The sequence below is a fragment of the Bradyrhizobium sp. AC87j1 genome (genome assembly GCF_002936975.1).
In the GTDB taxonomy this organism is placed as follows: domain Bacteria; phylum Pseudomonadota; class Alphaproteobacteria; order Rhizobiales; family Xanthobacteraceae; genus Bradyrhizobium; species Bradyrhizobium shewense.
Genome location: NZ_PTFE01000011.1, coordinates 80487 through 99331 on the forward strand (window position 1 = coordinate 80487; position 18845 = coordinate 99331).

An 18845-nucleotide genomic window follows, 5' to 3' on the forward strand; every position below is an offset into this window, starting at 1 on the left:
CCTACCTGAACGTCTTGCGCGGATCGAAGGCGTCGCGCACGGCTTCGCCGATGAAGATCAGGAGCGACAGCATGCTCGCGACCGAGAAGAAGCCGGAGAAGCCGAGCCAGGGGGCCTGCACATTGGCCTTGGCCTGCGATAGCAATTCGCCGAGCGAAGGCGATCCCGGCGGCAGGCCGAAGCCCAGGAAATCGAGCGCCGTCAGCGTCATAACCGAGCTCGACACGATGAAGGGCAGGAACGTCATGGTCGCGACCATCGCGTTCGGCAGCAGGTGGCGGAACATGATGACGGGGTTGGAGACGCCGAGCGCCCGCGCCGCCTGGATGTATTCGAAATTGCGTCCGCGCAGGAACTCGGCCCGCACCAGACCGACCAGCGAGACCCAGGAGAACAGCAGGAGGATGCCGAGCAGCACGAAGAAGCCCGGCACGAGCACCGAGGACAGGATCAGGAGAAGATAGAGCGAGGGAATCGCGGTCCAGATCTCGATGAAGCGCTGGAAGATGAGATCGACCCGCCCGCCGAAATATCCCTGCACCGCCCCCGCTGCGATGCCGATGACGGACGAGACGATGGTGAGGCAAAGGCCGAACAGCACCGAGATGCGGAAGCCATAGATCAGCCGGGCGACCACGTCGCGCCCCTGATCGTCCGTCCCGAGCCAGTTATATTCGAGGTCGCGGCAGCTCTTCAGCCCCTTCTTCTCCACCACCGGCTTGCATTGCGCTTCCGTCAACATCCAGGTCGGCGGCGACGGCGCCGGTGTCGGCAGGTCGAGATTGTGGGTGTCGTAAGAATAACGGATCAGGGGCCAGACGATGGTGCCGTTCTTGTCCTTGATTAGCTTCTGCAAATAGGGGTCGCGATAGTCGGCCGCGGTCTCGAAGTCGCCGCCGAAGGTGGTTTCCGAATAGGTCACGAAAGCGGGCCAATAGAGCCGGCCGTCGAACTTGATCAGGAAAGGCCGATCGTTGGCGATCAACTCCGCGAACAGCGAGACCACGAACAGGGCGATGAAGATCCAGAACGACCAGTAGCCGCGGCGGTTCGCCTTGAAGTTCCGCCACCGCCGCCTGTTGAGCGGCGAAGGCGCGAAGGGCTTGCGCGTGATCGGAACGACCTCACCCAGCGGGGACTGGGTCGTGGTCTCGATCGGCGTCGGCGCGGTAACCGTCATCAGACCTCCCGCGCCTCGAAATCGATCCGTGGGTCGATCCACATATAGGTGAGGTCGGAGACCAAATTGATCACGAGGCCGACCAGCGAAAAGATGTAGAGCGTGCCGAACACCACGGGATAGTCGCGATTGAGCACGCTCTCGAAGCTGAGTAGCCCAAGCCCGTCCAGCGAGAAGATGGTCTCGATCAGAAGCGAGCCTGAAAAGAAGGCGTGAATGAACGTCCCTGGGAAGCCCGCGATCACGATCAGCATCGCATTGCGGAAGACATGGCCGTAAAGCACCCGGCCCTCGCCGCAGCCCTTGGCGCGCGCTGTCATGACGTATTGCTTGCGAATCTCGTCCAGGAACGAGTTCTTGGTCAGGAACGTCATGGTGGTGAAGGCACCGAGCCCCATGGCGATCAGCGGCAGCGTCAAATGCCAGAAATAATCGATAATCTTCCAGTACCAGGGAAACTGCGACCAGCCGTCCGAGGTCAGTCCGCGCAGCGGAAACCAGTTGAAGAACGAGCCGCCGGCAAACAGGATGATGAGGAGGATCGCGAACAGAAAGCCTGGAATGGCATAGCCCAGCACGAGAACGGTCGATGTCCAGGTGTCGAAGCGCGTGCCGTCCTTCACCGCCTTGCGGATGCCGAGCGGGATCGAGATCAGATAGGTGATCAATGTCAGCCAGATGCCGAGCGAGATCGAGACCGGCAGCTTCTCCTTGATCAGCTGGAGCACGCTGACGTCGCGGAAATAGCTCTTGCCGAAATCGAAGCGGGCAAAATTCCAAACCATCAGCGCGAAGCGTTCCGGCGCCGGCTTGTCGAAGCCGAACTGTGCCTCGAGCTTCTTGATGAAGTCGGGATCGAGGCCCTGCGCGCCGCGATATTTCGAGTTGATGGCATCGCCCCCCGCCCCGACCTGCCCGGGCGCGCGCTGCGCAAAGTCGCTGCCGCCCGAAATGCGCGAGGTGCCGCCGGTGTCGGCCCCCGAGAGCTGCGCGATCACGCGCTCGACCGGGCCGCCCGGCGCGAACTGCACGACGATGAAGGAGACGAACAGGATTCCGAGCAAGGTCGGAATCATCAGGAGAATACGGCGGGCGATATAGGCACTCATGGCTATTTCGCCTGCTCGAGCTTGGCCGCCTTGGCGCGGTCGGACCACCAGATGTCGGGAGCCCCGACGCCATTGGCGTAGCGCGGCAGCTTCTGGGAATGGCTGAACTGATCCCAGTACGCGAGCCGGTGCGTCTTGTTATACCATTGCGGCACCCAATAGCGGCCGGCGCGGAACAAGCGGTCAAAGGCACGGCAGGCGACAGTCAATTCCTCGCGGCTCTCGGCTGCCATGATCTTCTCGATCATGGCGTCGATCGCCGGGCTGGCGACGCCCGCGAGATTGTACGAGCCCTTGGTTGCGGCGACTTGCGACGAGAAGAACGCCCGCATGGCATCGCCCGGCGTCGCCGACATGCTGAAGCGCTGGATCGTCATGTCAAAGTCGAAATCCTCCACGCGCGCGCGATATTGCACGGCATCGACGAGGCGGAGGCTCGCCTCGATGCCGAGCGTCCCCAAGTTCTTGATATACGGCGCGTGATGCGGCTGAAGCGAAGGCTCCTCCGCCAGGAATTCAATCTTGAACACCTCTCCGCTCGGCAGCATTCGCTTGCCATCCTTGATCGGAAAGCCGGCTTCGTTGAGCAGCTGCTGCGACTTGCGCAAGAGAGCTCGGTCCTGCCCCGATCCGTCGGAAACCGGCGGCGCGAAGGGCGCAGCGAACACCTCATCGGGAACCTGACCGCGGAATGGCTCGAGCAGCTTCAGCTCTTCCGGCGACGGAGGCCCGTTGCTGGCCATGAGATCGGAGTTCTGGAACGGCGACACCGTACGGGCATAGGCGCCGTACATGATGGTCTTGTTGGTCCATTCGAAGTCGAAAGCGTCGATCAGGGCCTCGCGCACGCGGGGATCTCTGAATTTCTCGCGTCGGGTGTTGATGAACCAGCCCTGCGCGCCGGACGGCGTGTCGTCGGGCACGATCTCGAGCTTGACGCGGCCATCCTTCACGGCCGCGAAGTCGTATCGCGTCGCCCAGATGCGTGAGGTGAACTCTTCCCGGTAGAGATAGTTCTTGCCGGTAAACCCTTCGAAAGCGACGTCGCGGTCGCGATAGAACTCATAGCGCACGACATCGAAATTATAGGCACCGCGGCAGGGCGGCAGATCGGCAGCCCACCAATCCTTCACCCGCTCATACTCGATATAGCGATTGACCTCGAACTTACCGACCTTGTACGGACCCGAGCCCAGCGGGATCTCCAGAGACGATTCATCGAACGGGCGAGACGCGTAATAGGCCTTCGAGAAGATCGGCAGGCTGGCGGCATAGAGCGGCACGTCGCGCGCCCGCCCCTTGGCAAAGGTGACGACGAGCGTTGCGTCGTCGACCGCCTCCGCGCCGACCATGTCGCGCAGCTGCACCAGGATCAGGGGATGTCCCTTGGTCTTCAGCGTCATCAACGAAAACGCCGCATCCTGCGCGGTGAGCTTCGTGCCATCGTGGAATTTCGCCTCCGGCCGCATCGTGAAGCGGTAGACCAGCTTGTCCGGCGATATCTGCACGGATTTGGCTGCAAGCCCGTACATCGCATCAGGCTCGTCGCTTGCGCGCACCATCAGTGGCGCAAACGTCATGTCCATGCCCTGAGCGCCGTCGCCCTTCAGGATGAAGGCGTTGAGGGAGTTGAAGGTCTGGTAGGATTGGTTGTAGGCGCGCACCGACGGAATGAGTGAGAACGTGCCGCCTTTCGGCGCATCGACGTTGACGTAGTCGAAATGGTGGAAGTCGGCGGGATATTTGAGATCGCCGAACGCCGAGATGCCGTGAGCCTCGATCCCGGCTTCCGATGCACGCGCGCCACGCAGCAGCTGCGCATTCAGGGACGCACCAACGGCGCTGCCGACACCCAAGGCCAGCACGTGGCGGCGTGACATCTGCCTCATGCGGGGAATATCCTTCACGACTTCTTTGCGATCCGCGCCGCCTTGTCTGCGTCGTACCACCAGATGAACGGGAAGCCGGACTGACCGTATCTGGGCATTTCCGTCGGCCGGCCGAAACGGTCCCAGCGCGCGGTGCGTACCTTCGTATAGGTCCATTGCGGCACGACGTAATGATTCCACAGCAGCACGCGGTCGAGCGCCTTGGTCGCGGCGACGAGATCGTCGCGATCCCTGGCGTAGATCACCCGCTCGATCAGCTTGTCGACTGCCGGATTCTTGATGCCGCCAATGTTGCGCGAACCTGCGATGTCGGCCGTCTTGGACGACCAGAATTCGCGCTGCTCGTTGCCCGGCGACTGCGACTCGCCCCACGAGTTGGTGACGACATCGAAATCCCACTCGCGCGTCCTGTTTTCGTATTGGGTCGGATCGACCGTCCGCACGCTCACCGCAATGCCGAGCCGCTCCAGCGACGGCTTGTAGAACAGCGTGATCCGCTCGAAGCTCGGATCCGAGTTCAGCAGCTCCAGGGTGAACTGGGCGCCGGTCTTGACGTCGGTCAGCTTGCGGTCGCGCACCTCGTAGCCGGCCTCCTTGAACAGCCGCAGCGCCTCGCGCAAATTATCGCGCACGGCTTCCGGGCTGCCGCCGACCGGATTGGTGTAGGCCGTGGTGAAGACTTCGGGCGGGACCTGGGCGCGCACGGTCTCGAGGATCTCAAGCTCCTTGCCCTGCGGCAAGCCGGTCGCCATGAGCTCGTCGATGCCGTCGAAATAGCTGTTGATGCGCTTGTACTGGCCGTAGAAGATCTGCTTGTTCATCTCCTCGAAGTCGAACGCGTAGTTGAGCGCGCGCCGCACGCGCGGGTCGCTGAACTTGCCGCGGCGCAGGTTCGGCACGAACGCCTGCATCACGCCCGAGCTGCGATTGGCGAACTCCTCGAGGATCACGCGCTTTTCGCTCACGGCCGGGAAGTCGTAGGCTGTCGCCCAGTTCTTCGCGCTGTTCTCGGTGCGCCAATCGACCTGGTCGGCCTTGAAGGCCTCGATCGCGACGGTGGCGTCGCGGAAATATTCGTAGCGCAGCTCGTCGAAATTGTTGCGACCGACATTGGAGGCGAGGTCGCGGCCCCAATAGTCCTTGACGCGCTCCAGCGCGATCGACCGTCCTGCAACGAAGTCCTTGACCCTGTAGGGGCCGGAACCGAGCGGCACTTCGAGCGTGGTGGCGGACACGTCGCGCTTGCGGCCCTGCGCGTCGGTCCCTTCCCACCAATGCTTCGGCAGGACCGTGAGTTGCCCGACGATCTGCGGCAGTTCGCGGTTGCCCGGCGCGTCGAATACGAATTTCACCTCGCGCTCGCCGACCTTTTCGGCCTTCACCACATGGCTGTAATAGGCCGAGTACATCGGGTGGTGCTTCTTGAAGGAATCGAGCGAGAAGATCACGTCATCCGCGGTAACAGGTTTGCCGTCGTGCCATTTGGCCTCCGGCCGCAAACGATAGGTGACGAAAGAGAAATCGTCCGGATGGCTGACGGCCTCGGCGAGCGCGCCGTATTCGGTCGAGACTTCGTCGAGCGAGGGCGTCGTGAGGGATTCGTAGATGAATGCGACGGCACCGGCGACCTGCCCCTTCACGCCCGACACGACGATATTGAAATTGTCGAAGGTGCCGACCGCGATCTGGCGCGCGACGCCGCCTTTGGGCGCTTCCGGATTGACGTAGTCGAAGCGCTTGAAGTCGGCGGGGTACTTAACCTTTCCGAACAGCGACAAGGCATGGCGCCAAGGAAGCTCATTCGCCGATTGCGCCTCGGCACTGCCGACGACGGAAAGGCCCGCTACGGAACCGAGGGCGGGGAGCGCTGCGGCCGCAGTGCCGGTGAGCAGGAGATCACGTCGGGTGATGGCCAAATCAACATTCCTGTCTTGAAGGAGGCTACTCCTTTAAGTTCCCAATATAGGCGAGGTTTCGACCGAATATGTTGCTTTTTCCTCATCTTGGAAGGCCGGACGGCCCGACGGATGCGGCCAAACGCCCCGATAACGTCACCGCGAGGCCCGGATAAGGAAACGGCCAGGCTTTTCAGCCTGGCCGCATATTCCAGATCAGGTTCTTGAGGCCTTACTTCGACGCGGTCGGCAGCGGCTGAGGATGCTCTGACAGCGAATTCAGATAGGCAATGACGTCGGCGCGCTCGGAATCCTTGGCAATACCGGCGAAGCCCATCGCAGTGCCCGGGATGAAGCCCTTCGGATTGGCGATGAACTTGTTCAGGTCGTCGAATGTCCAGGTACCGCCCTTGCCCTTCATGGCAGCGGAGAAATTGAAGCCGCCGCGGCCCTCACCCCTCTTCTCGCCGACGACGCCATAGAGGTTCGGACCGACGCGATTCGGGCCACCCTTCTCGAAAGTGTGGCAGGCACCGCACTTCTTGGCGGCCGCCGCGCCCTTTTCGACGGAGGCGGTCTGGAGCAACTTTTCGATCGGCTCGGAGGCCGCGGCGGCAGCGCCGCCTTCCTTGCCGTGGCCGGCGTCTTCCTTCACGGCGATCTCGAAGCCTGGCTTTTCCGGCATCTTGGGCGAGAAAAGAGCCTGGGCGGTAAAGCTGGTCACCAAGAGAAAGAGACAGGTACCAAGCACGGCACCCATGATTTTATTGAGTTCGAAAGAGTCCATTTCCGGCCAGGCCCCACCGCAAGAAGGAAACAGCGGCGCAATCGGCCGCCAGGACGAGCCTCGGGAGAATCAAACGTTCCCTATTGTTTCCCCGAGTTTTGCCATTGAGATATCGGTTTGCCGGGGGTCTGGCAACCCGTATAAGCGACCCGGCTTTCGGCCCGTCCCCACCCCATTTCTCGGAGCGGAAAACGCCCCGTTTCCAGGCTCTTGACCCGATGATCGATCCTCGCATCCTGGTGCTGATCCCGGCCCGTATGGCCGCCACCCGCCTGCCCGGCAAGCCACTCGCCGATATCGCGGGATTGCCGATGATCGTGCACGTGATGCGCCGCGCCGAGGCCGCCGGAATAGGCCGGGTCGCGGTCGCGACCGACACGCCCGAGATCGCTTCGGTCGTGACAGCCCATGGCGGCGAGGCCGTGATGACCAGCCCCACACACCCCTCCGGCTCCGACCGTATCCACGAGGCCATGCAGAAGCTCGATCCGGACGGCAAGGCGGAGATCGTGGTCAATCTGCAGGGCGATTTCCCGACGATCACGATCGGCAACATCCGCGAGGTGCTGCCGCCCCTGCAAGACCCGGCAGTGGACATCGCGACACTGGCTTCGCAGATCCACACCGAGGAGGAGGACCTCGCCCCGAGCGTCGTGAAGGCGATCGGAACCTCACTCGGCGGCAAGCGCATGCGTGCACTTTATTTCACACGCGCGACCGCGCCGACCGGCGACGGACCGCGTTACCACCATATAGGCCTCTACGCCTATCGCCGCGCCGCGCTCGAGCGTTACGTTTCGCTGCCGCCCTCGCCGCTGGAATTGCAGGAGAAGCTCGAACAGCTCAGGGCGCTCGAGGCCGGAATGCGCATCGACTTCACCATCGTCGACACCGTGCCCCGCGGGGTCGACACGCCGGCCGACCTGGAAACCGCCCGCAGCATCCTTTCCAAATCCTGAGCCGCTGTTACAAGGCCGACCCAGGAGCACTTTTAAGACATGAGCAAGATGAAGATCGCATTCCAGGGCGAGCCCGGGGCCAATTCCCACATCGCCATCGTCGAGGCCTATCCCGACGCCGAGCCGATGCCCTGCGCCACCTTCGAGGACGCGCTGTCGGCGATCTCCTCGGGCGAGGCCGATCTCGGCATGATCCCGATCGAGAATTCGGTCGCGGGCCGTGTTGCCGATATCCATCACCTCTTGCCGGCCTCCGGCCTCTTCATCATCGGTGAATGGTTTTTGCCGGTCCGGCATCAGCTGATGGCGGTGAAGGGCACCAAGCTCGATGACATCAAGAGCGTTGAGAGCCATGTGCATGCGCTTGGCCAATGCCGGCGCATCATCCGCAAGCTCGGCATCAAGCCGATCGTGCATGCCGACACCGCCGGCAGCGCTCGAGACATCTCCGAGCGCAAGGACAAGACGGTGGCCGCGATCGCCTCCCGCCTCGCCGCGAAGATCTACGGCCTCGACATCCTCGCGGAGGACATCGAGGACGAGGCGCACAACACCACCCGCTTCGTGGTGCTGGCGCGCGAGCCGAAATGGGCCGCCCAAGGCTCCGGCCCGCTGGTCACGACTTTTGTGTTCCGGGTGCGCAATTTGCCGGCCGCGCTCTACAAGGCGCTCGGCGGCTTTGCCACCAACGGCGTCAACATGACCAAGCTCGAAAGCTACATGGTCGACGGCAATTTCTTTGCCACGCAGTTCTACGCCGACGTCGACGGCCACCCTGAAGACAAGGGTCTCGCCTTCGCGATCGAGGAGCTGAAATTCTTCTCGCGCGAATTCCGCATCGTCGGCGTGTATCCCGGCCACCCCTTCCGCGCGACGTTCAGCGAGACGCAGCAGGATTGATCTCGTGTCCCGGACGCGCGAAGCGCGAGCCGGGACACAGGGGCGACGCGCCCCGGCGCTGCGATGGGCCCCGGCTCAGTAGCGCACCGCTGAAGGGCGTTGCGCTGCGTCCGGGGCACGGCAGCTCCTATGCGGCCGCCGGCTTCACCAACCCGAACGCCTCGGCGAGCAGCGAATACGACTTCTTCCGCGCCTCGTGATCGTACACCGCTGTGATCGCCATCAGCTCGTCCGGCTTGCTCGCGTCGATTAGCGGCTGCAGTTTCTTCCGCACCGTCGCGGGGCTGCCGACGAACAGGCGGGAACGGTTGCGGAGAATCGAGGTGCGTTCGGAGTCGGAGTAAGGATAGGCCAGTGCCTCCTCGACGCTCGGCAGCGGCAGATATTGACCGCGGTCGCGGCGCAACCGGTTGAGGTCGAACGAGCTGGCGAGCCGTTCGGCCTCCTCATCGGTATCGGCGATGATGACGGCGACCGCGAGGATGGCGTGGGGGCTCGCACGCCAGGCCGAGGGCTGGAAGCGGTTGCGATAATGCACCATCGCGTCGACCGCGTCGTGGGACGCGAAATGATGCGCGAAGGCGAAGCCCATGCCGACCTGTGCGGCCAATTCCGAGGAATAATCGCTGGAGCCGAGCAGCCAGATCGGCGGCAGTTTGGTGTCGTCGGGCATGGCGACGACGTTGTGGTAGGGATGCCCTGCGGGAAATTCGCGGGTCTCCCACAGAATCAGCTCGTGCAGCCGCTCCAGGAAATCGTCGCCCTCGCGGCGGTCGAGCCGGCTGCGAAGCGCATAGGCGGTGGCGCCATCGGTGCCGGGCGCCCGGCCAAGGCCGAGGTCGATACGGCCGGGAAACAGCGCCTCCAGCATCTTGAATCGCTCGGCGACGACCAGCGGGGCGTGGTTGGGCAGCATCACCCCGCCGGAGCCGACGCGGATATGCTTCGTCACCGCCGCGATCTGCCCAATCATGACGTCGGGCGCGGGGCTCGCGACCGAGGCGAGGTTGTGATGCTCGGCGAGCCAGTAGCGGACATAGCCGAGGCCATCGACATGGCGCGCCAGGTCGATGCTGTTGCGCAGCGCCGCGGCAGGCCTGGTGCCTGATGTGACGACGGAGAGGTCGAGGACTGCGAGCGGGATCATGGCGCGCTAACCTAGTGGAGGGCCGCGCGGCGACAATGGGGCGGCTGCGCAGATCTGACGTGTGCAGACCGCGAGCCCGTGCAGTCGACCGAAGCGAGGCGGTGGGCCAAAGGCAATTCCAACAACATTGATTCCATTCTGCCCACCCACGTCGTCTGCCTCAGGCATCCATCAGAACTTCCACAAACTATTGAAATAAGTAGATTATCATGAAGATACCGGTATCCCACTCAGACCGATAGATATTCGATAATTCAGCCATTGTTGGCATAAGTGGGCCATTTCCCATCATTGATGGGCTGTCGATCAAACTACCTTTGTCCTATCATAGGCTCTCCCAAGCTAGACCTGACCGTCGGCCGCCAGGATCTGGCGGCACATCTGGAGCGAGTGGTGCCATGACCGATCTGACGATTCCTGCCCGAGCCGACGGGCAAGACGGGCACCTGAAGCGGCCTGCGATCTCCTTCGAGTTCTTTCCGCCCAAGACGGAAGATATGGAGCGCAATCTCTGGGAGACCATCAACCGGCTCGCGCCGCTCGACCCGAAATTCGTCTCGGTGACCTATGGCGCCGGCGGCTCGACCCGCGAGCGCACCCATTCAACCATCGCCCGCATCCTGAAGGAGACCGCGCTGCTGCCGGCGGCGCATCTGACCTGCGTCGGTGCCTCGCGCGGCGAGATCGACGAGATCGTCGACCGCTATCACGAGGTCGGCGTCCGCCACATCGTGGGCTTGCGCGGTGATCCGCCCGCAGGCATCGGCACGGCCTATTCCAGCCATCCCGACGGCTACCAGACGTCCGCCGCGCTCGTCGCCGGCATCAAGAAGCGGCATGCAGACATCGAAGTGAGCGTATCCGCCTATCCGGAGAAGCACCCCGAGGCGCGCGACTTCGATGATGATATCGACACGCTGCAGGCCAAGGTCGATGCCGGCGCGACGCGCGCGATCACCCAGGTATTCTTCGACAACGACCTCTACTTCCGCTATCTCGACCGCGTGCGGGCGCGCGGCATCGACATCCCGATCGTGCCGGGCATCATGCCCATGCACAATTTCAAGCAGGCCCGCAATTTCGTGACGCGCGCCGGCACCACCGTGCCGGACTGGTTCGCCGCGAAATTCGAAGGCCTCGATGATGATGCCGAGACCCGCAAGCTGGTGGCCGCAACCGTCGCGGCCGGCCAGGTGCAGAAGCTCGCCAAGCACGGCGTCGACACTTTCCATTTCTACACCATGAACCGCGCCGATCTCGTGTTCGCGATCAGCCATTTGCTCGGCATCCGCGCCAAGAGCGCGCAGAAGGCGGCTTAAGACAACATGACCGTACCCACCTCTCCCAAGCGAACTGCCCTGCTCAACGCCGCGCGCGAGCGTATTCTCGTGCTCGACGGCGCCATGGGCACGATGATCCAGAACCTGCAGTTCGACGAGGCCGCCTTCCGCGGCGAGCGCTTCAAGGACTTTCATCGCGACCTGCGCGGCAACAACGATTTGTTGATCCTGACCCAGCCGCAGGCAATCGAGGACATCCACGCGGCGTATTTGCGCGCCGGCGCCGACATCGTCGCGACCAACACCTTCTCCACGACGTCGATCGCGCAGGCCGATTACGACCTCACCGACATCGTCTACGAGATGGCGCGCGAAGGCGCCCGCCTCGCCGGCAATGCCGCACGGCGCGTCGAGGCCGAGGACGGCAAGCCGCGCTTCGTCGCGGGCGCCATCGGCCCGACCAACCGCACCGCCTCGATCTCTCCCGACGTCTCCAATCCCGGCTACCGCGCCGTCACCTTCGATGATCTGCGCAAATCCTATGGCGAGCAGATCCGTGGCATGCTCGACGGCGGCGTCGACCTGCTGCTGGTCGAGACCATCTTCGATACGCTGAACGCCAAGGCGGCGCTCTATGCGATCGCCGAGATCACCGAAGAACGCGGCATCGACATGCCCGTGATGGTGTCGGGCACTATCACCGACAAGTCCGGCCGCCTGCTGTCCGGCCAGATGCCGGAAGCGTTCTGGCATTCGGTGCGGCACGCCAAGCCTGTGACCATCGGCTTCAACTGCGCGCTCGGCGCCGAAGACCTCCGCGCGCACATTGCCGATATCGGCCGCGTCGCCGACACGCTGGTGTGTGCGTATCCAAATGCCGGCCTGCCCAACGAGTTCGGCCAGTATGACGAGACGCCCGAATACATGGCGCGCCTCGTCGGCGAGTTCGCGCGCGATGGCCTCGTCAACATCGTCGGCGGCTGCTGCGGCACCACGCCGGACCACATCGCGGCGATCGCCGCCGCCGTCGCCCCGCACAAGCCGCGCATCGTGCCGGAGATCGAACCGCGCCTGCGGCTCTCCGGCCTCGAGCCCTTCATCCTGACCGACGCAATCCCGTTCGTGAACGTCGGCGAGCGCACCAACGTCACGGGCTCCGCCCGCTTCCGCAAGCTGATCACAGCCGGCGACTACACGGCGGCGCTGCAGGTCGCGCGCGACCAGGTCGAGAACGGCGCGCAGATCATCGACGTCAACATGGACGAGGGCCTGCTCGACTCCGAAGCTGCGATGGTGACATTCCTCAATCTCGTCGCCGCCGAGCCCGACATCGCCCGCGTCCCCGTGATGGTCGATTCCTCGAAATTCTCCGTGATCGAAGCCGGCCTGAAATGCGTGCAGGGCAAGCCGGTCGTCAACTCGATCTCGATGAAGGAAGGCGAGGAGAAGTTCATTCACGAGGCCAAGATCGCCCGCCGTCATGGCGCGGCTGTCGTCGTGATGGCGTTCGACGAGGTCGGCCAGGCCGACACGTTCGCGCGCAAGACCGAAATCTGCAAGCGCGCCTACGACATCCTGGTGAACAAGGTCGGCTTCCCGCCCGAGGACATCATCTTCGATCCGAACATCTTCGCGATCGCCACCGGCATCGAGGAGCACAACAATTACGGCGTCGACTTCATCGAGGCGACGCGCTGGATCCGCCAGAACCTGCCGGGCGCGCACATCTCGGGCGGCGTCTCCAATTTGTCGTTCTCGTTCCGCGGCAACGAGCCGGTGCGCGAGGCCATGCACTCGGTGTTCCTGTATCACGCCATCAAGGCCGGCATGGACATGGGCATCGTCAATGCCGGCCAGATGATCGTCTATGACGACATCGATCCTGAGCTGCGCCAGGTCTGCGAGGACGTCGTGCTCAACCGCGACCCGGGCGCGTCCGAACGGCTGCTGGCGCTTGCGGAGAAATTCCGCGGCAACAAGACCCAGACCAAGGAAGCCGATCTCGCCTGGCGCGAATGGCCGGTGGCGAAAAGGCTGTCGCATTCGCTGGTGCATGGCATCACCGAGTTCATCGAGCAGGACACTGAAGAGGCCCGCAAGGCTTCCTCGCGTCCGCTCGACGTGATCGAGGGCCCGCTGATGGCCGGCATGAACGTGGTCGGGGACCTCTTTGGCGACGGCAAGATGTTCCTGCCGCAGGTGGTGAAGTCCGCCCGCGTGATGAAGCAGGCGGTAGCCTGGCTGATGCCGTTCATGGAAGAAGAGAAGGCGCGCAACCTCGCCAATGGCATCGGCACGGAAGGCTCCTCCTCCGCCGGCAAGATTGTGCTCGCGACCGTCAAGGGCGACGTCCACGACATCGGCAAGAACATCGTCGGCATCGTGCTCCAGTGCAACAATTACGAGGTGATCGACCTCGGCGTGATGGTGCCCGCCGCCAAGATCGTCGAGACCGTGAAGGCGGAGAAGGCCGACATCGTCGGTCTCTCAGGCCTGATCACGCCCTCGCTCGACGAGATGGCATTCTTCGCCGGCGAATTGCAGCGCGAGGGCCTCAAGCTGCCGCTCTTGATCGGCGGCGCCACCACGAGCCGCGTGCACACCGCTGTGAAGATCGACCCGAGCTATCGCGCCGGTCCCGTCGTGCACGTCAACGACGCCAGCCGCGCCGTCGGCGTTGCGTCCTCGCTGCTCTCGCCCGAGAAGCGCGAGACCTACGCCGCCGAGGTGCGCGCCGAATATGCCAAGATCTCGGACGCACATCTGCGCGCGCAGGCCGACAAGAAGCGCTTGAAGCTCGCCGCAGCGCGCGCCAACCGCGTGCCGGTCGATTTCGCCGCGAACAGGCCGGTGAAGCCGACTTTCCTCGGCATCCGCAGCTTTGACGACTACGACCTCGCCGAGCTCGTCGACTGCATCGACTGGACCCCGTTCTTCCAGACCTGGGAACTCGCAGGACGCTTCCCCGCCATCCTCGACGATGCCAAGGTCGGCGAGGTCGCGCGCTCGCTCTACGATGACGCGCGCAAGATGCTCGACACCATCGTCAAGGAAAAGTGGTTCCGGGCGCGCGCGACGATCGGTTTCTGGCCGGCGAATGCCGAAGGCGACGACATCGCGCTCTATGCCGACGAGAGCCGCACGAAGAAGATCGCGACGCTACACACGCTGCGCCAGCAGCTCGAGAAGCGCGAGGGCCGCTTCAATGCGGCGCTCGCCGACTTCATCGCGCCCGCGGGCGTGCCCGATTATGTCGGCGGCTTCGTCGTCACGGCAGGCATCGGCGAGGATGCGGTCGCCGACCGCTTCAAGATGGCCAACGACGACTACTCCTCGATCCTGTGCAAGGCGCTGGCCGATCGCCTCGCCGAGGCCTTCGCCGAGCGCATGCACGCCCGCGTGCGCCGCGAGTTCTGGGCCTACGCGCCGGACGAGACGCTCTCCAACGACGAGCTGATCCTCGAGAAGTATCAGGGCATCCGCCCCGCGCCGGGCTATCCCGCGCAGCCCGACCACACCGAGAAGGCGACGCTGTTCGAGCTGCTCGATGCGGAAGCGACCTGCGGCGTGAAGCTGACCGAGAGCTTTGCGATGTGGCCGGGCTCCAGCGTGTCCGGGCTCTATTTCGCCAGCCCCGAGAGCTATTATTTCGGCGTCGGCAAGATCGAGCGCGACCAGGTCGAGGACTACGCCGCGCGCAAGGGCATGAGCGTCGCGGAAGCCGAGCGCTGGCTCGCGCCGGTGCTGAACTACATCCCGTCGCGAGAGGGGACCGACAAGGCGTTTGCCGCGACACCCGCGAACGACGAGACCCCAGCGGATCTCGCCTCGCATCCGCCGGGCTGCACCTGCGCCGTGCATCTGGTCTGGCAGAAGAAGCGCGCGGGGGCGGGATAGACCCCGCTCTGGCTGCAAAACCAAAAATCTGAAAAACAACCCCATGCACAGTAGCGATGGGGTTGAAAACCCTGAGAAATTTCGGACTTGCCGAAGCGGCTTGCTCCGTCGGGCAAAGCACTGGTAATATTCCATCATCGCCTGCCGCGTGAGTTCCGCACTCGATGCCGCGTGCTTCGATCTCGTGTCCCGGACGCGAGGCGGGAACGAAGTGCCGCTCCGCAGAGCCGGGACCCAGGGCAGCACTTCGAGCCGATCGGCGCGCGGGAGGACGGCATTCGTAATCGTCTGGAAATCCTGGCCTTCTGCCTCGTGATGATGGGCGGGATCTTTGTTTCGCGTCATGCTGCCCCGCTCGAGGCGGCGGCGGCCGAGGTTGCGCAGCGTCCGTCCAAATCAAATGATGCCAGCGGAACCATGCAAACCGTCACACAGCTCCTTGCCCAACCCCGCTCGCCGTCGCGCGATGACCAGCTCTATTTGGCCGCGGTAGCCCTGTTCAAGGCGATCGAGGCAAGCGAGGCGCCGGTCGAGAGTCGCGACATGCTTGCAAGAGCGCTGCATGAGGTCGCGCTCGGCGGGCACGCCAACGCTTGGGTCGACTATGGCCGCTGCCTCTGGAACGGCTGGGGCGTGCCGCGCGATCGCGACGCTGCGATCGCTGCCTACAAACGCGCGGCCGAACTCGGCTCGGATTACGGCGCCTATCTCACGGCGTACAATCTCTATTGGACGTTCAGGAAATATGACGACGCCTATGCTTACGCCCAGAAAGCGCTTGCCGGCGACGACCCCGATGGCGCGGTGCGCTACCTCCTGGGGCTGATGGCCTACAACGGTCGCGGGCAACCGAAGGACGTGGCCAGAAGTCTTGCATTGCATCTCGAAGCGGCGAAGCGCGGCAATGCCGATGCCTATTTCGAGCTGTTCGTCTATGCGATGCAAGGCATCGGTGAGCGCAACAAGGCACTGTTCTACCTGAAGCAGGCCGGACAACGCGACCAGCCGCGCGCCTGCGCCAATCTCGGCGCTCTCTATGCCACCGGGCAATTGTCTGGCATCGAGAAGAATCTCAGCGAGTCCATCCACTGGTACAAGCGCGCCGCCGATCTCGGCATCGGCCGCGCCGCCGCAGCGCTCGGCGTGATGGCCACGCGCGGCGAAGGGATGGCGAAGGACCCGGATGCCGCAGAGGCGTATTTCGATCGCGCCGAGGATCTGGGGTTTGAACTGGACGAGTATCTGCGGGCGAACGGCGTGACGCGGAGGAAGTAGTCGCCCCCGTCATTCCGGCCAAAGCGCGAACCAGGAATCTCGCGCCGCAACCTCGGAATTCCGGGCCCGCGTGCTTCGTTCCGGAATGACGCCCCGGGAATCACACCTTCGCAGGCCTGCGGCTGCACGATCTCCCGCAACGGCGGCAGTGCCGTGAACGCAACGCGCGCTCGCCGCGACCAATGGCGATCACGGCCGAGGCGCGGGGGAATCGGATGCTGGACGCCCAACAATTGATGTGGACGCAGATTGCCGCCGGCGTCGCCGTGCTTCTGTTTGGATTGACGCTGTTCAATCTGGTCCGCGTGCGAGGCCGGATGCAGGCCGCGCGGAGCTGGGACAAGGTGGAGGGCATCATCACGGTCTCCAGGGTCGATCAGCCGGCGACGCACGCCTCGGACGATCAGAACGACGCCAAGCCTGTCATCCGCTATCGCTATCAGGCCGGCGGCCTTGAGCTGGAAAGCGACAAGGTCTTTGTCGGCGGCCAAGTCATCACGACGCGGGTCCTGGCCGCAAAACTGATCGGACGGTATCCGGTCGGCGCGCATGTCGACGTCCATGTCGATCCGAAGCAACCGACCGAGGCGCTGCTCGAACCTGCTGCCGCGCAGAACCTCGCGGCGCTGGTGGCGTTCACCATGGTGTTCGGCGTCATTGCCGCCACGCTCACCGCGCATTCGCTCACGGGGCACGTGCTCTACACCAGCAACGGCGTTCCGCTGTTCGCGTTCGCGCTGCCGATCATCGTGCTCGTGGGCGGCGTGTTTTGCCTCGCAGCCTATGTCCGGACGCGCCGGCTGGCGAACGCCAGCCTGCGCTGGCCGACGGCGGCCGGCAGGGTCACCCATTGCGACGTGATCGAGGAAATCATCGAGGAGAAGAGCGACGACGACAAGTCACGATCCAGCAAGCTCCAACACCGCTATCAAGTCGACCTCCGCTACGCCTACAGGGTCGGCAAGCGCGACTTCATCGGCACCGAAGTCGATTGGGGCGGCACCATGATCTCCGGGCTGCGCGAGGTCGCCGAAAAGGCCGCGGCGAAACATCGTCCCGGGCAGAACGTCAAAGTTTACTACGATCCGGAACAGCCGGGACACGCGGTGCTGGAGCCTGCGAGCCGGGAAGGCGCGCTGGGGCCGTTGATCGGTGCCGCGGTCTGCGCGGTCGTCGGAGGCCTTTTCCTGACGATCCTGATCAAAATCGGGTTCGCATAGAGGCGCTTGATGCGGCTCACCCCTTCGGCGGCGCCAGCGGCTGTACGATCTCCTGAAACGGCGCCAGCCCTTCGCAACGCTCGGCATGCGCCGACAGCGCCGGATAGCGCGAAGGCTCGAACAGCTGAGGATGCGCCTCACGGGTGAAGCGGACGACGCAGGCCACCGCGATGTCGGCGTGGCCGATGCGGCCACCCAGCCAATACGGCGTCGTCACCTTCGCGCGCTCGGCCTCCAGCACCTTCAGCACGTCCGCGATCTGCGCCTGGCAGCGCTCGACCCACAACGCGAGCTGCTCCTTCCGCAGCACGCGCTCATAGAGCAGGCTCACCGCCTTGTCGCCGAGACCGGAAGCGAGCGCGCAGATGCGCAAGTGGGTCCGCCGCTCGGCGCCGGTGCGCGGCAGCATCGCCTTCTCCAGCCCGACAAGTTCGTCGAGATAATCCAAAATGATCGTGCTCTCGATCAGCGCCTCGCCGTCGTCGAGCACCAAAGTCGGCACCCGGCGCAGCGGATTGTACGGCGCGATCTGGTCGGCGTCGCCGAAGGTCGACCACGGCCGGTGCTCGAAAGCGAGCCCGTAAAGCCGCAGCGCAATCGCGACGCGGCGGACGAAGGGGGAATCATATTGGCCGATCAGGAACATGTTTCTTGCTCTTCCAGCGGTTGGACACGCCAGGGCCGTCCAATTCATCGCCAATGCGCAACGGCTGCAACAACTATCTTGGAACAAGAGCATTGCACATGACGCAACAACGCGAGATCAATAGACAGCGTACTAGCCGGGGCTCCTCTCATGTATCTGCGATCTCTCCTCTCGCTCGTCCTGCTCGCCACCGCGAGCCTTGCCCAGGCACAGGATCGCCCGATCGGCTTTTTGACACCGTCGAAGAACATCGTCTGCCAGTTCTTCGCCGACAACGGTCAGGGCGTGCTCCGCTGCGACATCATGAACATGGAGAGCCGCCCGCGCCGTCCCGCCGATTGCGAGCTCGACTATGGCCACGCCTTCGAGATGAGCGCGAAAGGCAACGCGGGGCGCATCTGCGCCGGCGACACCGTGATGGACGCCTCGCTGCCGATGCTGGCCTATGGCGAGGTGTGGCAGCGCGCGGGGTTTACGTGCCGATCGGAGCAGACGGGGCTCACCTGCTTCAACGCGATGCAGCGGGGGTTTTCGCTGGCGCGGGGGAAGCAGGAGGTGTTTTGAGGAGTAGCCTGCATGGAGCGCAGCGGAATGCGGCGACGCTGCCCCGGATTACGCTTCGCTCCATCCGGGCTACAGGTACTGCCACAAGTTCAGCCGT

At 63.9% G+C, this 18845-nt stretch carries 14 protein-coding genes; 7 read left to right on the plus strand and 7 right to left on the minus strand.

The window, feature by feature from the left end:
- Position 1: 1 nt before the first annotated feature.
- The 5 genes from CV770_RS09185 to CV770_RS09205 form a co-directional block, all read right to left on the minus strand.
- Positions 2 to 1180: an ABC transporter permease gene (locus CV770_RS09185; RefSeq protein WP_104462078.1), complete on the minus strand. Its 1179-nt coding sequence runs from the start codon at positions 1178 to 1180 to the stop codon at positions 2 to 4.
- Complete coding sequence (locus CV770_RS09190; protein ID WP_104462079.1) at positions 1180 to 2289, minus strand: microcin C ABC transporter permease YejB; 1110 nt, start codon at positions 2287 to 2289, stop codon at positions 1180 to 1182. Before CV770_RS09190 ends, CV770_RS09185 begins: the two co-directional genes overlap by 1 nt.
- Positions 2290 to 2291: 2 nt before the next feature.
- Positions 2292 to 4178 (minus strand): extracellular solute-binding protein, encoded by a 1887-nt coding sequence (locus CV770_RS09195; protein WP_104462080.1) that lies wholly within the window; start codon positions 4176 to 4178, stop codon positions 2292 to 2294.
- Between the two features lie 14 nt (positions 4179 to 4192).
- The gene (locus CV770_RS09200) at positions 4193 to 6094 is read right to left on the minus strand and encodes an extracellular solute-binding protein (protein ID WP_104462081.1); all 1902 of its coding nucleotides are present in this window, start codon (positions 6092 to 6094) and stop codon (positions 4193 to 4195) included.
- A gap of 211 nt (positions 6095 to 6305) precedes the next feature.
- Positions 6306 to 6860, minus strand: a complete 555-nt coding sequence (locus tag CV770_RS09205) for a c-type cytochrome (protein ID WP_092254355.1) — start codon at positions 6858 to 6860, stop codon at positions 6306 to 6308.
- Positions 6861 to 7078: 218 nt separating this feature from the next.
- On the opposite strand from CV770_RS09205, the gene CV770_RS09210 reads away from it, so the two are divergent.
- Both CV770_RS09210 and CV770_RS09215 read left to right on the plus strand, forming a co-directional pair.
- Positions 7079 to 7819 carry a 3-deoxy-manno-octulosonate cytidylyltransferase gene (locus tag CV770_RS09210; protein ID WP_104462082.1) on the plus strand — a complete coding sequence of 247 codons (741 nt, stop codon included), beginning with the start codon at positions 7079 to 7081 and terminating at the stop codon, positions 7817 to 7819.
- A gap of 39 nt (positions 7820 to 7858) precedes the next feature.
- On the plus strand, positions 7859 to 8719 hold the full coding sequence (locus tag CV770_RS09215; protein WP_104462083.1) for a prephenate dehydratase: 861 nt from the start codon (positions 7859 to 7861) through the stop codon (positions 8717 to 8719).
- A 127-nt stretch (positions 8720 to 8846) separates the two neighbouring features.
- Here CV770_RS09215 and CV770_RS09220 read toward each other — a convergent pair whose 3' ends face one another.
- Positions 8847 to 9866, minus strand: a complete 1020-nt coding sequence (locus tag CV770_RS09220) for an LLM class flavin-dependent oxidoreductase (protein ID WP_104462084.1) — start codon at positions 9864 to 9866, stop codon at positions 8847 to 8849.
- 398 nt (positions 9867 to 10264) lie between these two features.
- On the opposite strand from CV770_RS09220, the gene metF reads away from it, so the two are divergent.
- From metF to CV770_RS09240, 4 genes are all read left to right on the plus strand, one after another.
- Positions 10265 to 11185, plus strand: coding sequence for a methylenetetrahydrofolate reductase [NAD(P)H] (metF, locus tag CV770_RS09225; protein ID WP_091955922.1), 921 nt, complete (start codon positions 10265 to 10267; stop codon positions 11183 to 11185).
- A gap of 6 nt (positions 11186 to 11191) precedes the next feature.
- Entirely contained in the window at positions 11192 to 15043 is a 3852-nt protein-coding gene (gene metH / locus CV770_RS09230) for a methionine synthase (RefSeq protein WP_104462085.1), read from the plus strand.
- An 87-nt stretch (positions 15044 to 15130) separates the two neighbouring features.
- On the plus strand, positions 15131 to 16318 hold the full coding sequence (locus CV770_RS09235; RefSeq protein WP_245453707.1) for a tetratricopeptide repeat protein: 1188 nt from the start codon (positions 15131 to 15133) through the stop codon (positions 16316 to 16318).
- A gap of 215 nt (positions 16319 to 16533) precedes the next feature.
- Positions 16534 to 17538, plus strand: a complete 1005-nt coding sequence (locus CV770_RS09240) for a DUF3592 domain-containing protein (protein ID WP_104462099.1) — start codon at positions 16534 to 16536, stop codon at positions 17536 to 17538.
- Positions 17539 to 17554: 16 nt separating this feature from the next.
- Here the strand turns inward: CV770_RS09240 and CV770_RS09245 are convergent, their stop codons facing one another.
- Entirely contained in the window at positions 17555 to 18184 is a 630-nt protein-coding gene (locus tag CV770_RS09245) for a glutathione S-transferase family protein (protein ID WP_091955920.1), read from the minus strand.
- 150 nt (positions 18185 to 18334) lie between these two features.
- On the opposite strand from CV770_RS09245, the gene CV770_RS09250 reads away from it, so the two are divergent.
- Positions 18335 to 18748: a DUF6636 domain-containing protein gene (locus tag CV770_RS09250; protein WP_091955919.1), complete on the plus strand. Its 414-nt coding sequence runs from the start codon at positions 18335 to 18337 to the stop codon at positions 18746 to 18748.
- Positions 18749 to 18845: the final 97 nt, after the last annotated feature.

Excerpts from the sequence above, each read along its gene's own strand:
- CV770_RS09205 (WP_092254355.1), bottom strand. The coding sequence starts at position 6,860 with ATGGACTCTTTCGAACTCAATAAAATCATGGGTGCCGTGCTTGGTACC.
- CV770_RS09185 (WP_104462078.1), bottom strand. The coding sequence starts at position 1,180 with ATGACGGTTACCGCGCCGACGCCGATCGAGACCACGACCCAGTCCCCG.
- CV770_RS09190 (WP_104462079.1), bottom strand. The coding sequence starts at position 2,289 with ATGAGTGCCTATATCGCCCGCCGTATTCTCCTGATGATTCCGACCTTG.
- CV770_RS09250 (WP_091955919.1), top strand. The coding sequence starts at position 18,335 with ATGTATCTGCGATCTCTCCTCTCGCTCGTCCTGCTCGCCACCGCGAGC.
- CV770_RS09220 (WP_104462084.1), bottom strand. The coding sequence starts at position 9,866 with ATGATCCCGCTCGCAGTCCTCGACCTCTCCGTCGTCACATCAGGCACC.
- CV770_RS09240 (WP_104462099.1), top strand. The coding sequence starts at position 16,534 with ATGCTGGACGCCCAACAATTGATGTGGACGCAGATTGCCGCCGGCGTC.
- CV770_RS09210 (WP_104462082.1), top strand. The coding sequence starts at position 7,079 with ATGATCGATCCTCGCATCCTGGTGCTGATCCCGGCCCGTATGGCCGCC.
- metF (WP_091955922.1), top strand. The coding sequence starts at position 10,265 with ATGACCGATCTGACGATTCCTGCCCGAGCCGACGGGCAAGACGGGCAC.
- CV770_RS09245 (WP_091955920.1), bottom strand. The coding sequence starts at position 18,184 with ATGTTCCTGATCGGCCAATATGATTCCCCCTTCGTCCGCCGCGTCGCG.
- CV770_RS09195 (WP_104462080.1), bottom strand. The coding sequence starts at position 4,178 with ATGAGGCAGATGTCACGCCGCCACGTGCTGGCCTTGGGTGTCGGCAGC.
- CV770_RS09215 (WP_104462083.1), top strand. The coding sequence starts at position 7,859 with ATGAGCAAGATGAAGATCGCATTCCAGGGCGAGCCCGGGGCCAATTCC.
- metH (WP_104462085.1), top strand. The coding sequence starts at position 11,192 with ATGACCGTACCCACCTCTCCCAAGCGAACTGCCCTGCTCAACGCCGCG.